Origin of the sequence: Flavobacterium eburneipallidum, from assembly GCF_027111355.2 — a bacterium.
Taxonomy (GTDB): Bacteria; Bacteroidota; Bacteroidia; order Flavobacteriales; family Flavobacteriaceae; genus Flavobacterium; species Flavobacterium eburneipallidum.
In genome coordinates, this window is the sequence record NZ_CP114291.2 from 1,424,471 (window position 1) to 1,437,140 (window position 12,670).

Here is a 12,670-nt window from a genome sequence, read left to right on the forward strand (position 1 = left end):
TGTATAAAATCGTCTTGATAGTTATGAAAAATTTTCCTTCAAAATACTATAAACCAATTCTTTGCTGGGTTTTTGATCTTTTAATTTTGTACGAACCACATCAAAAGGTACTTTAAAATCGCACCCCAATTTGTAATTGGTGCAACCATAAGCGGTATTTCCTTTGAGGACTGTTCCTTTTTTACATTTTGGACATTCTAATTTATCCGATATTGGTTTTACTGCTGTTTTCTTTTGTTCTAGTACAAGTTCAAAATTTTCGTCAAAACGTAGCAAACCCTCTACAATTCCAGCATCGGTTTTGAAATCTTTCAAGTTTACTGTTGAACCTTTTTGTAGCAATCGCAAATATTGGTTTTCGGATATTTTTTTGTCTAAAAATGTATAAGGCAATAAAAATCGGCAGCCCGCTTTATAATCGCCACAACCGTAAGCAGATTTTCCTTTGATTAGAGTAGCTTTTTTGCATTTTGGGCACGCTTCTGTCAAGATTCCTTCTGCCTTTTTTTTCTCGGCTACAGCTTCTTGTTTTTGAATGCTTTCCGTATGCGAAATATTGGCACGTCTGGTTTCATTCCTAACTTCATACACCAAAACTTCAACCATTTGCTTCATATTCTTGATAAAAGCTCCAGCGGTAAACGTTCCTTTTTCAATGTCTTTCAACTGCTTTTCCCAAGAACCAGTCAATTCCGCCGATTTGACCAATTCATTCTGAATGGTATCAATCAGCTGAATTCCCGTTGGTGTTGGCAAAACTTGTTTTTTGTTTCGAACGATGTATTGTCTTCTGAAAAGGGTTTCAATAATATTCGCTCGTGTTGATGGTCGTCCAATGCCGTTTTCTTTCATCAATTCTCGTAAATCTTCATCATCTACTTGCTTGCCTGCGGTTTCCATAGCTCGCAATAAAGTAGCTTCTGTAAATTGATTCGGCGGTTTGGTTTCTTTTTCCAAAAATGAAGGTTCGTGAGGCCCTTTTTCGCCCACAACAAAACTCGGTAAAATATCGGCTTCTTTTTCTTTGGCATTCGGGTCTTCAAAGACTACTCGAAATCCCTTTTTCAGGATTTCTTTTCCAGTAGTTTTGAAAAGTACTTCGGCTGCTTTTCCAATTACTGTGGTATTGGCAACCAAACAATCGTCATAAAACACAGCAATAAAACGGCGTGTAATGATGTCATAAACTTGCTGCTGATTGTATTGCAAATTGCTTTGCATTCCCGTTGGAATAATAGCGTGGTGATCCGTAACTTTTTTATCGTTGAAAACCTTGGGCGATTTTTTTATTTTTTTCTCTAAAAGCGGTTGGGTTAATTCACTATAATTAGTCAATTTTTGAAGAATTCCAGACACTTTTGGATAAATATCATTGGGTAAGAAAGTCGTATCCACTCTAGGATAGGTCACTATTTTTTGTTCGTATAATGTTTGTACAATCTTGAGTGTTTCATCTGCTGAAAAGCCAAATTTTTGATTGCAATAGACTTGCAATCCTGTTAAATCAAAGAGTTTGGGAGCAAATTCATTGCCGTTCTTTTTTTCAACAGATACAATTTCGAATTCACTTTCCTTGACTTTATTCGCCAAAAGTTGACCGTCTTCTTTGTTTAAAAAGCGTCCTTCTTCGTAACTAAAAAGTGTTTCCCTGTATAAAGTTTGCAACTCCCAATAGGGTTGAGGTTTGAAATTTTCTATTTCTTTAAAGCGATCCACAACCATTGCCAAGGTTGGTGTTTGCACTCTTCCGATAGATAAAACTTGTTTGTATCCGCCGTGTTTTACGGTGTACAATCTAGTGGCATTCATACCCAATAACCAGTCGCCAATGGCTCTGGAAAATCCTGCGTAGAATAAATTATCGTAATTGGCAGATGGTTTTAGGTTCTCAAAACCTTCTTTGATGGCTTCGGTGGTTAGGGAAGAAATCCACAAGCGTTGCACTTCGCCTTTGTAATTGGCTTCGTTCATCACCCAGCGCTGGATGAGTTCCCCTTCTTGTCCCGCATCCCCGCAGTTGATGACCAAATCGGCTTTATCGAACAAACTTTTTATGATTTTGAATTGCTTCTGAATTCCTGAATTATCGACTACTTTGGTTTCAAATTTCTCGGGAAGCATCGGCAGATTATTCAAATCCCAGCTTTTCCAATGCGGTTTGTAATCGTTGGGTTCTTTCAAGGTGCATAAATGCCCAAAGGTATAGGTTACCTGATAGCCATTGCCTTCAAAATAGCCATCGTGCTTGGTATTGGCTCCCAAAACGGATGCAATTTCACGGGCGACACTGGGTTTTTCGGCAATACAGACCTTCATTTTTTGCTTCTAATTTTGAAGCCGCAAATTAGGAATTTAGAAATTGGTATGGAAAGGAAATTTTGTAAAGGATTTTTAGAATATAACGATACGAATGACTATTTGTTCTAATTCAGTCTAAAATTTCTTTATAAAATTATAGAAACGTTGTTTTAGAAAAACAAAAAAATAATAAAATTGTTGTTTTAGTTTAACAATTTTTAATTAAATTTGCTATTTATAAATAGCATTATGGAAGATCTAATTTTAGAATTTCAAGAAAAAATCACTTTAGTATCGTTGAAGTTTCAACGGTATTTGATTGATAAAATGGATTTGAATAATCGATTAATTGCCGTAAAAGGAGCTAGAGGTTCCGGAAAAACGACTTTGTTGTTGCAAATTGCAAAAAGAAAATTACCGTTAAAAAGTACGCTTTATGTAAGTTTAGATCATATTTATTTTTTTGATAATAAATTATATGATTTGGCAAAGCTGTTTGTGAAATTTGGGGGCACTCATTTATTATTAGACGAAGTTCATAAATATCCCAATTGGTCTAGAGAGATCAAATTAATGTATGACAATTTTCCGACTTTAAGCATTGTTTTTACTTCTTCTTCGATGCTCGAAATTTACAAAGCCGAATCCGATTTGAGTCGAAGAGCGGTTTCTTATACTTTAAAAGAGTTGTCTTTTAGAGAATTTATCGAGTTGGATACCAATAAAAAATTTCCCGTTTTTTCTTTAGATGAAATTTTGAGTAATCACAACGAAATAGCTTCAAAAATGCTGGAAGAGATGAAGCCTTTGCCTCTTTTTGCAAAATATTTGCAAATGGGAGTTTATCCGTATTTTAAAGAAAGCGAGAATGATTATCCTCAAAAATTACGCAATACAATCAATTTAATCATCGAAATAGATATTAATGCGGTCGAAGATTTGAATTATGAAACCTTGGTCAAATTGAAAAAATTATTGATAACTGTTGCAACGAGTGCTCCATTTACGCCCAATATTACCAAGTTGAGCGAAAAAGTGGGTGTTTCTAGAAATACCTTAATTCAGGCGATAAAAATTCTAGACCGTGCAGGATTAGTAAACGAATTATACAAAGACACATCAGGAATTGGAGTTTTAACAAAACCCGAAAAGTTGTTTTTGAACAATACCAATTTGATGTATGCTTTGGCAAAAGAGAATATCAATATTGGTACTATTAGAGAAACGTTTTTTCTAAATCAATTCAAAGATTTATATGAAATTAATCTCTCTGATCAATCCGATTTTTTGGTTAATAAAAAGTACACTTTCGAGATAGGAGGCAAAAACAAAACCAAGAAACAAATTATCAATGTCCCAGATTCCTACATTGCCAAAGACATGATAGAAATAGGGTACGGGACTATCATTCCAGTTTGGCTATTTGGGTTTATGTATTAGTGTTCACGAGCGTGACGCTTGCGCTAGCTGGGACTTTGCGGAGCATTATATAAGTGCTTATTACAGTTTTATTTTTACAATTTTATTGTCTTGAATGATAACAAGTTCGCTTTTGTGTTGTTTTTTGAATTCAATCATTTTTTCATAAGCTATCTCAAGTCCTTTTATGATTTTATTTCTGCGTTCTATTTTAGTTTCAGTTGTCATAAATAATTTTTTAGTTCATTAAACTTTTGGTTGTCAATAATGATTAATTCATCACTACTCGATTTTTCAGCTATTAATTTATGCTTACCTTCTGAATTATCAAAGATAAGAACTTGATCTATAATTGGAATGTAAATTTCGAATAAGTTTTTAATTCCTTTGATATATCTTCTTTTAATAACATCAGTAGGAATGTTATGACCGCCTTCCAAAACTCTCGTTTTGACCCTTTCTATTGCTAATTCAGGATTTTTTAGCCAAAAGAAAAGTAATGTAACGTTGTAATTATTTCTTTTAGCTTCAAGAACTTTGTTTTTGTAACTTCTAGTTGCAAGAGTGGTTTCAAAAGCGAAATTTTCATGCTGTTGAAGAAGCTCATTAACTCGATGGAGCATAATTCTTCCTGCTTCAAAGGCTACTTTTTCAGGTTGAAAAGGGGATAGCCCTTTTGCAATTTCATCGGCATTTACAAACTCCTTACAATTCAAAATTTCAGGTAAAATAGTAAAGGAAGCGGTAGTTTTTCCAGCTCCATTACAACCTGCAATTATGTAAAGGTTTTTACTCATATTGTACAAATGTAATCAAAATGAAAATCTTAAAAATAATTCTTGTTGTATTTTACTAATTTTTAGCACTCTCGCTTCGCAAAGTCTCCGACTTTGAGGAGGTGTGTATCAGTCTGTGACTGGTGTAAAAGATTTAAAACAGGTCGGTTGAAAACCGAAATTCACTACCTCAAAGTCGGAGACTTTGCGGAGCGGGAAAATGACTAAATTTATTCAAAGGAAAGCAGAGGTGGGACTTATTCATACTTCTCAGAGCTGGTTTCTATATTTGTTATTTTATTGGAAAAATCGAGTTGTTTTAAATTCTCAATAGCACTATTTCTAATTTCAATAATTCTAAATTTTTCTCTTTCAGATGAGTTTATTGTATTAAGAATATTTAATTTTTTTTCGATAATATCTAATTCTAAAATTTCATTCTGTAATTTTTGATTTTTATTTGGTATGTAGTGTTTAATAGTGTCAAAAATGTTTTTTACAATTTCACCTGAACCAAAAAAATCTGCAAATCCTGGTGAAGCATATTTTAATTCTTTAATTTTCAAATCTCTGTAATCTTCAACTGGTGAGTTTTTTATATTTATATTGTTTAAATTTTTAGTGTTTTCAAAAGTATCTCCCAAATTCAATTTTTTAAATATAAACCCATTTACATTTAAATAATTTTTTGTCAACTCACTTTCCATTTGATAATTTTGTAGCAAATTTAAATTATCAATTTCTACAAAAATTTGATTAAGTAGGTTTATACTTTCAAATAATTTTATAAAATCATTTGAAGTCCAATTGCCGTCTATACTTATTTTTAAAATTTTAAAATTATTATTATCTTCTGATTCAATTTTCTCAATTTTTTTTAGCATAATTTTTTTGTTTTTTTGTAATATTAATATTCACAACTGTAAAAAATAATAATTAGTCATTATCAATTGGTACATCAATTCGGTCACTTGAAACACAAAATTCATCTTTACTTATATAACTTCAACAAAATGTTATGAATATTTATTTGGTAGTATCATAGTAATCTGGGGATTTTATACGGAATGTTGAAGTTCAATTTCAGGCATTTCGTCATAAGTTCTTCCATTTAATATTCTTCCATTTGCCTTTTTATTTTTTCCACCCCATTGTTTAAAGAAAAAAGCGACACTTTTTTCTTTGCATTGTTCTTGAATATCTAATACCCAATCCGCATCCATTGGACGAGGTTTATGACCACTTTCACCTCCAACAATTACCCAATCAATATTCTCTAAATTTAGTTCGCCTAAATGCGCGAGTAATGGCTCTAGTGAAAGAAATTTTACTTTTGCATTTATTTTTCGTAAATCATCAATTCTATGTTTTTCGTTAGCATTTTCAACTGAAACTCCCATCCAAATATTATGTGTCCATTTTAATTCCGAGTGTAATTCAAAAAGTCTTTCAGACCTTTTAGTTAAAACTTGGAAAACATGTTGTGGATTATCATTCATAACTTTAAATACTTTTTGAATAAATTCTAAAGGTATTTCTTTGTGAAATAAATCGCTCATCGAATTTACAAAAACAACTTTACTATGTTTCCAAGTGTATGGAATTTTTAAAGCATCATTGTGAGTTCTAACTTCAAAATTATCTTTATATTTTTCAACACCCATTGCTTTTAATCTTTTTGACATAATTTCTGCATAGCAGAATTTACAACCTGTTGAGATTTTTGAACATCCCGTTGTTGGATTCCAAGTCATTTCTGTCCATTCTATACTTGATTGTGCCATAACTAATTTTTAAAAGTAACAATTATATCATCCGCAAATGTTCCTGCTTTAGGTGCTTTATTTTTATTTGAAATCGCATCGATTAATCCGTTTTCATAGAACTCTTTCAATACATCTTTGTAATTTTTTTTAATATATGGGGTGTCAACATTATGTTGCTCATAAATTTCGCGCATAGTTAATTTCTTTTTGTAAAAAACCTTTAGCAAATCTTCTTTTAAATCATCCAAAGGTCTTGATAATTTAAACAAAAGTGTTTGTTTTGGCATTAAATCTGCTGGATCATAAGCAAAACTTGGAACACCTTGTTCATCGTTTGTGCTTTCTTTTGCCATTATCTCTTTCATAATTTCATAACCTTTAAAGTTTTTGCTTACAAATATTAAATGATGACTTGTTTTTTTCTTATTAGAATCTCTAAATCTAAAAGGCAAAACAAACCTTGAACCATATTCCTTTAGTGCTTGACACAATTCTTCAATAATTAGTAATTCTCTCTGAACAGCATTTTTTTTATCTAATTCTATTCTCATTTTTTCGCTTCTATCTTTTCCAAATAAAGCTTCCATATGAGACTTAACTTTATCATTACTCAAACCCATATTTATTCTATTATAATTAAAGAAAAATATTGCATCACAACCCCAATCTTTCACTACGGAATTTACTAGTCTCAAAGATAATCCTTTATAACCCCAAGGATCCACAAAAAACAATGTTGGGATTAAGTTAATCTTTTCAAACTTTAAAACAATATTCTCTCCAACTTCCTGATTCCATATTTCAGGTTTATGTTTTAAAGTATCGATTTTTGGAATTTCAAAAATCGTTTTTTCAAGTTCTTGAGAATTTGTTTCGTCTTTATCGTTAAAAACAGCAACTAATCTTTCACTTAAATCATTGTCATCTATTGCGTTACTTAATATTTTGTGAGGCGTTGACATTGTTCCATCTTTATATCTTCCAGGACCAGCAAATAAATCAATATATGCAATTTTTTGTGAGTTTCTTGGAAACCTCTTTTGAGTGCTAATTATAACTTTTGACCAAACTCCAAAATACTTTGAAACTATAGTTGATTTGACTAAAGATTGTTCAAGTTGTTCATCAAAAAAATTGCTGTTTTTCATATATTATTTTCTTTTTATGAGGTTTTTTTAGAGTTTTAGAAGTTAACTAGTTATGTAGTCTAACGCTTTCCGGTTAATCACTCTATAATCGGGGCACTTTATTTTACAGTGTAAATTTTATTTTTACTCAAATATATAAACTAATCACTAAAAAACTTATAAAGTTATTTCATTTCCAAAACTACCCCCTTTTAAAACACCAACCTTACGGGAAACCGTAAACGCAGTAATTTTTTTAAAAAATAGTACTATTTCCCGTCTCTTCGAGTGATTTTGAATGGTAATGCGACGGCTTTACTATTCAAAATTGTATCGAGAAGCCTTTAATAGGTTTAGTTCTCGATACATTTTATTAAAAAAGGCTATCGCATTTTTTAATAAAACACTCGAACAGACGGAAGAGAATTTTTAATTTGGTGACACAATATCCGAACGAATAAACACCAAAGTCAACTATAAATCGAAAAACTTTTTTCTTTGTGTCATCGTGTCTTTGCGGTAACATCCATTAGTTTTCCCCCCATCAAACCCCACTTTAAAATTTCTAAAATCTAGATTCTAAAATCTCCAATCTTTTCACTAAATTTGCACTCCAATAAAAGGAACAAGACTATGTTAGACAGACTTCAAATAGTAAAACAGCGTTTCGACGAGATTTCGGACTTGATTATCCAGCCGGATGTGATTTCGGATCAGAAACGTTATGTACAGTTGAATCAAGAGTATAAAAACCTAAAGGCTTTGGCTGAAAAAAGAGACGAATATGTCCTTTTGATGGCCAATATTGAAGAAGCCAACGAAATAATTTCAGACAATTCAGATGCAGACATGACCGAAATGGCCAAGATGCAACTGGAAGAAGCCAAAGAAAGATTACCAGAACTAGAGGACGAAATCAAATTTATGTTGATTCCAAAAGATCCTGAAGATGCCAAAAACGTAATGGTCGAAATTCGTGCTGGAACGGGTGGAGATGAGGCGAGTATTTTTGCAGGAGATTTGTTCCGTATGTACACCAAATATTGCGAAAACCGTGGTTGGAGAACTTCGGTTGTGGATATGAACGAAGGAACTTCGGGTGGATTCAAAGAGGTGATTTTTGAAGTGACTGGAGAAGATGTTTACGGAACTTTGAAGTTTGAAGCAGGTGTTCACCGTGTGCAACGTGTTCCGCAAACGGAAACGCAAGGTCGTGTGCATACTTCGGCAGCGACCGTTATGGTGCTTCCAGAAGCCGAAGAATTTGACGTTCAGATTGATATGAACGATGTTCGTGTGGATTTCTTTTGTTCGTCAGGACCTGGAGGACAATCGGTAAATACGACGAAATCAGCGGTTCGTTTGACACACATCCCAACAGGTTTGGTGGCTCAATGTCAGGATCAGAAATCGCAACACAAGAATAAAGATAAAGCTTTAATTGTTTTGCGTTCTCGTTTGTACGAACAAGAATTAGCCAAAAAACAAGAGGAAGATGCTTCAAAACGTACTTCGCAAGTAAGTTCGGGTGACCGTTCGGCTAAAATTAGAACCTACAATTATGCACAAGGTCGTGTAACTGATCACCGTGTGGGATTGACTTTATACGATTTAGGAAACATTATGAATGGCGACATTCAGAAAATTGTTGACGAATTGCAATTGGTCAACAATACCGAGAAGTTAAAAGAAGCCAGTGAGGTTTTTTAAATATCGATGCAACAATTAAAATCCCTACTTGTAGGGATTTTTTTTGTGTACTATAAGAATTATTTTTGAAAAATAATTTACAATTTCTTGTTTAAGGAATTCTTTAACTTGTATTTTTTGTGGTATTTTTGTTATCAATAAAAACTTAACGCCCTTATTTACTAATATTAATAAACTCAATTTTATGAAAAAACAATTCCTTTATGTAGGCTTACTGTTTTCGGCAATAGCCACGAATGCTCAATCCTATATTGGCTTTACACCAGACAATTATGCGGGTGTACAAGGCGTACTTTTTAATCCGTCTTCTATTGTAGATTCTCGTTTTAAAACCGATATTAACTTATTTTCTTTCAGTACGTCTGTAAATAATGATGCTTATGGAGTAAATGTTTTAGATGCGTTTAAGACTGGATATGATTTTGATTTGGATGCCAAAAAAACATTTACTACTAGTAATAGTGCCACAATAAATTTTGATTTGATGGGGCCATCTTTCATGTTCAACATTGCACCCAAACATTCATTAGCGATTTACACAAGAGCAAGAGCCTTTGTAAATGTAGTTGATATTAACGGAACTGTGATTAATGATATTGCCAAAGACGATACTAATAGTTTTCCTACTGCTACATTGGGTAGTGTGAATGCCGTTGGGAATTCATGGGGCGAACTGGGTGTTTCTTACGCTGCGGTTTTGCTTCAAAAAGGACAACACTTCTTAAAAGGAGGGGTTACAGCCAAATATTTGCAAGGTGTAGCCAATTATCATTTTCAAGCGGATAATGTAACGGTTCGTTTTAACGAAGATTTGATTGTGCCACAAAATAGTACTTATGTTACTACAGGAAATGCTATCTACGGTACCAGTCAAGATTTTGACGCCAATTCAGATGTAGAAATCGATAGCAAATCAAAAGGGTTTGGATTCGATTTAGGTTTAACGTATGAATGGAGACCCGAATATGATGCTTCAAGAGTAGATATTAACGACCTTAAATATGTAAACAAATACAAATTGCGTTTTGGTGTTTCGGTTACTGATTTAGGTTCGATGAAATATGACAAAGGAATTCGTGAAAATTATAATTTGAATAATACTTTTACCAGCGATGATTTAGATAATGCAGACGGTCTTGAAGATTTATACCCAACTTCAGGAACACCAATTGCAGGTACTGTAAAAGCCTATTTGCCAACTGCCGTTCACGCCGATATTGATTGGAATATTCACAATAAGTTCTATCTTAACTTGAATGGCGATTTTAGTGTTGTTTCTAACACAAAATTGAATCAAAATAGCGTGGCTAACAGAATGAGTTTAACTCCTCGTTTTGAATCAAGATGGTTTAGTTTCTATGTACCAGTATCTTATTATGAGTTGAATAAAGAAACTCAAGTTGGAGTAGGATTGCGTACAGGAGTATTTTTTATAGGTTCAGGTTCAGCATTATCGAATGTGGTTTCTAATAATTCAAGAGGTGCTGATTTTCATTTGGGTGTAAAAATTCCAGTATATCAGAAAAAAGCAAAAGATCAGGATGGCGATGGCATTTTTGATAAAGAAGATAAATGTCCAACAGAAGCTGGACCTATAGAAAACAAAGGTTGTCCATGGCCAGATACTGACGGAGACGGTATTTTAGACAAAGATGATAAATGTCCAACTACTGCAGGACCAGCTGAAAACAATGGTTGTCCTTGGGGAGATGAAGATAAAGATACTGTTTTAGATAATGTAGATGCTTGTCCTTCTATCGCAGGAGCAGTAGAAAATAAAGGTTGCCCTTGGCCTGATACTGATGAGGATAGTATTTTAGACAAAGACGATAAATGTCCTAACGAAAAAGGATTAGCCGAAAACGGAGGCTGTCCAGATGCCGATAAAGATGGCGTAATTGATAGAGAAGACGCTTGTCCTACAGTTGCTGGACCAGCAAAAAATCAAGGTTGTCCTGAAATAACTCAAGAAGCTTTGAAAGAACTTAAAGTTCAAGCGAGATCGGTATTTTTTGTTACAGGAAAAGCGGCTTTACAAACGGCTGATAAAGGAGAAACCAACGGAAGATTAGATGCTATCAAAGAAATTCTAAAAAATTATCCAACGGCTAAATTCTCTATCGAAGGTCATACAGATAGTGTAGGAAATGCTGCAGCTAACCAAAAACTTTCAGAGGCTAGAGCCAAAGTAGTTATGGATGCTTTGATTGCTAGAGGAGTGAATCCAAACAATTTAACTTATAAAGGATTTGGAGCAACAAAACCTGTAGCAACTAACAAAACACCAAAAGGTAGAGCTGAAAATAGAAGAACCGAAATAATTCATGTAGGTACTATTTATGAAGGTAAACTATAATACTAGCTTTTTATAAAATCAAAAATGAGGTCTGAAAAGACCTCATTTTTTTTGAAAATTACTTTCTGAAAAGTATTTTACTTTTTAGCATCGCTATTTTCTTCTGACTTGGCACCCATTCTATTTACGGTGTACATAGGCGAAAATTTAAGTTTTAGGGCCGCAATTTTGCGGTTGTCAGCTCCGCTTAAACCTTCTTTTTCAACAGTATTTTTTCTAGTATCTAATGCTTCGTAAACCAGTTTGATCTCATCCCAATCTTCACGAGAATAGGAATCTTTATTTTTTTGTACTGCATTCACAAAGTTGTCATACACGCTTAAAATATTGGATTTGTTTACCCAATTGAATTTCATATCGTCATTGACATAACTAGAGCCAAATAATGCTTTGTAAATCACCGTCTTCGAATTCATCGCATCCATTTTTTCTTTTTCGGCCAATACATTGTTTTTGAATTCTTCGTATTGAGTTGCCGAATTTTCTAAACTAGATTCTAACATCGATTTGTCACTTAATGGAGCCAAAGCCGTTTCAGCTTCAGTCTTTAATCGAGTGTAATTGTTTTCAATTACGCCCCAATTTTCTACAGCATCTTCCTTGGCAACAGTGCTTAAAGAATCTACATATTTAGTGTAAACTTCCAGTGATTGTTGCGCTTTCTCTTGTTTTTCGTCTTTGCAAGAAGTTAATACTAGAGCTGATGCAACTAATGCGAATGTTATTTTTAAGTTTTTCATGTTTATTGAAATTTGTTGATTTTTTTGATGTTTTCGAAGCTAATTTCATCGGCTGTTTTTTCAGTTAATACTTCTCCTTTGTTTAGAATTGAGTTGTATTTTTCAGAGAAAGAATTGGCGATACTATTAAGTTTTTCTTTCAACTCATCTGTAGCATCAGTACTTTTTTTAGCGATTTTTTTTCTAGTATTTGAGCCTTTGTCTGGTGCAAATAATATTCCTAATGTTGCACCTATGGCAACTCCTCCTAAAATTCCGATTAGTGTTTTACTATTTTTCATGTTCTTTGTTTTTTAAAATTATTTAAACTCTTTTTCCGCTGATTATCCTTAACAAAAAGACAATTACAGCAATTATTAATAAAATGTGAATGATGGATCCAACGTTGTAAACAAAAAATCCAAAAGCCCAAAATGCCATTAAAACGACTGCCATTACATACAATAAATTAGACATGATTTTTTGTTTTTAGTTGGTT

Annotated in this window: 12 protein-coding genes; 3 read left to right on the forward strand and 9 right to left on the reverse strand. The window is 33.1% G+C overall.

Annotated features, from left to right (window positions below; genetic code table 11):
- Window positions 1–21: 21 nt before the first annotated feature.
- Window positions 22–2,316 carry a DNA topoisomerase 3 gene (locus tag OZP15_RS05920; RefSeq protein WP_281337265.1) on the reverse strand — a complete coding sequence of 765 codons (2,295 nt, stop codon included), beginning with the start codon at window positions 2,314–2,316 and terminating at the stop codon, window positions 22–24.
- 231 nt (window positions 2,317–2,547) lie between these two features.
- On the opposite strand from OZP15_RS05920, the gene OZP15_RS05925 reads away from it, so the two are divergent.
- On the forward strand, window positions 2,548–3,738 hold the full coding sequence (locus OZP15_RS05925; RefSeq protein ID WP_281337266.1) for an ATP-binding protein: 1,191 nt from the start codon (window positions 2,548–2,550) through the stop codon (window positions 3,736–3,738).
- A 60-nt stretch (window positions 3,739–3,798) separates the two neighbouring features.
- On the opposite strand, the gene OZP15_RS05930 is transcribed toward OZP15_RS05925, so the two are convergent.
- From OZP15_RS05930 to OZP15_RS05950, 5 genes are all read right to left on the reverse strand, one after another.
- Window positions 3,799–3,945: a hypothetical protein gene (locus OZP15_RS05930; RefSeq protein WP_269227554.1), complete on the reverse strand. Its 147-nt coding sequence runs from the start codon at window positions 3,943–3,945 to the stop codon at window positions 3,799–3,801.
- On the reverse strand, window positions 3,942–4,514 hold the full coding sequence (locus OZP15_RS05935) for an ATPase (protein ID WP_269227555.1): 573 nt from the start codon (window positions 4,512–4,514) through the stop codon (window positions 3,942–3,944). The genes OZP15_RS05930 and OZP15_RS05935 overlap by 4 nt, the downstream gene beginning before the upstream one ends.
- A gap of 236 nt (window positions 4,515–4,750) precedes the next feature.
- Complete coding sequence (locus OZP15_RS05940; RefSeq protein WP_281337267.1) at window positions 4,751–5,377, reverse strand: hypothetical protein; 627 nt, start codon at window positions 5,375–5,377, stop codon at window positions 4,751–4,753.
- A gap of 174 nt (window positions 5,378–5,551) precedes the next feature.
- Entirely contained in the window at window positions 5,552–6,277 is a 726-nt protein-coding gene (locus OZP15_RS05945) for a DUF5131 family protein (protein WP_269227557.1), read from the reverse strand.
- Between the two features lie 2 nt (window positions 6,278–6,279).
- A complete protein-coding gene (locus tag OZP15_RS05950) occupies window positions 6,280–7,407 on the reverse strand; it encodes a three-Cys-motif partner protein TcmP (protein WP_281337268.1) in 1,128 nt (375 codons plus the stop codon).
- Between the two features lie 612 nt (window positions 7,408–8,019).
- Here OZP15_RS05950 and prfA point away from each other — a divergent pair.
- Both prfA and OZP15_RS05960 read left to right on the forward strand, forming a co-directional pair.
- Window positions 8,020–9,096 (forward strand): peptide chain release factor 1, encoded by a 1,077-nt coding sequence (gene prfA, locus OZP15_RS05955; protein ID WP_269227559.1) that lies wholly within the window; start codon window positions 8,020–8,022, stop codon window positions 9,094–9,096.
- Between the two features lie 184 nt (window positions 9,097–9,280).
- Window positions 9,281–11,452 carry a DUF5723 family protein gene (locus OZP15_RS05960; protein WP_281337269.1) on the forward strand — a complete coding sequence of 724 codons (2,172 nt, stop codon included), beginning with the start codon at window positions 9,281–9,283 and terminating at the stop codon, window positions 11,450–11,452.
- Window positions 11,453–11,529: 77 nt separating this feature from the next.
- Here the strand turns inward: OZP15_RS05960 and OZP15_RS05965 are convergent, their stop codons facing one another.
- The 3 genes from OZP15_RS05965 to OZP15_RS05975 are packed head-to-tail and all read right to left on the reverse strand — an operon-like array spanning window position 11,530 to window position 12,648.
- Complete coding sequence (locus OZP15_RS05965; protein WP_281337270.1) at window positions 11,530–12,192, reverse strand: DUF6565 domain-containing protein; 663 nt, start codon at window positions 12,190–12,192, stop codon at window positions 11,530–11,532.
- A gap of 2 nt (window positions 12,193–12,194) precedes the next feature.
- Window positions 12,195–12,473, reverse strand: coding sequence for a YtxH domain-containing protein (locus OZP15_RS05970; RefSeq protein ID WP_281337271.1), 279 nt, complete (start codon window positions 12,471–12,473; stop codon window positions 12,195–12,197).
- Between the two features lie 22 nt (window positions 12,474–12,495).
- Window positions 12,496–12,648: a lmo0937 family membrane protein gene (locus OZP15_RS05975; protein ID WP_269227565.1), complete on the reverse strand. Its 153-nt coding sequence runs from the start codon at window positions 12,646–12,648 to the stop codon at window positions 12,496–12,498.
- Between the last annotated feature and the right edge of the window lie 22 nt (window positions 12,649–12,670).

What these genes read in the sequence shown, in the direction of transcription:
- OZP15_RS05975 (WP_269227565.1), bottom strand. Translation starts at nt 12,648, where the DNA reads ATGTCTAATTTATTGTATGTAATGGCAGTCGTTTTAATGGCATTTTGG.
- OZP15_RS05930 (WP_269227554.1), bottom strand. Translation starts at nt 3,945, where the DNA reads ATGACAACTGAAACTAAAATAGAACGCAGAAATAAAATCATAAAAGGA.
- OZP15_RS05945 (WP_269227557.1), bottom strand. Translation starts at nt 6,277, where the DNA reads ATGGCACAATCAAGTATAGAATGGACAGAAATGACTTGGAATCCAACA.
- OZP15_RS05925 (WP_281337266.1), top strand. Translation starts at nt 2,548, where the DNA reads ATGGAAGATCTAATTTTAGAATTTCAAGAAAAAATCACTTTAGTATCG.
- OZP15_RS05960 (WP_281337269.1), top strand. Translation starts at nt 9,281, where the DNA reads ATGAAAAAACAATTCCTTTATGTAGGCTTACTGTTTTCGGCAATAGCC.
- OZP15_RS05970 (WP_281337271.1), bottom strand. Translation starts at nt 12,473, where the DNA reads ATGAAAAATAGTAAAACACTAATCGGAATTTTAGGAGGAGTTGCCATA.
- OZP15_RS05950 (WP_281337268.1), bottom strand. Translation starts at nt 7,407, where the DNA reads ATGAAAAACAGCAATTTTTTTGATGAACAACTTGAACAATCTTTAGTC.
- OZP15_RS05920 (WP_281337265.1), bottom strand. Translation starts at nt 2,316, where the DNA reads ATGAAGGTCTGTATTGCCGAAAAACCCAGTGTCGCCCGTGAAATTGCA.
- prfA (WP_269227559.1), top strand. Translation starts at nt 8,020, where the DNA reads ATGTTAGACAGACTTCAAATAGTAAAACAGCGTTTCGACGAGATTTCG.
- OZP15_RS05940 (WP_281337267.1), bottom strand. Translation starts at nt 5,377, where the DNA reads ATGCTAAAAAAAATTGAGAAAATTGAATCAGAAGATAATAATAATTTT.
- OZP15_RS05935 (WP_269227555.1), bottom strand. Translation starts at nt 4,514, where the DNA reads ATGAGTAAAAACCTTTACATAATTGCAGGTTGTAATGGAGCTGGAAAA.
- OZP15_RS05965 (WP_281337270.1), bottom strand. Translation starts at nt 12,192, where the DNA reads ATGAAAAACTTAAAAATAACATTCGCATTAGTTGCATCAGCTCTAGTA.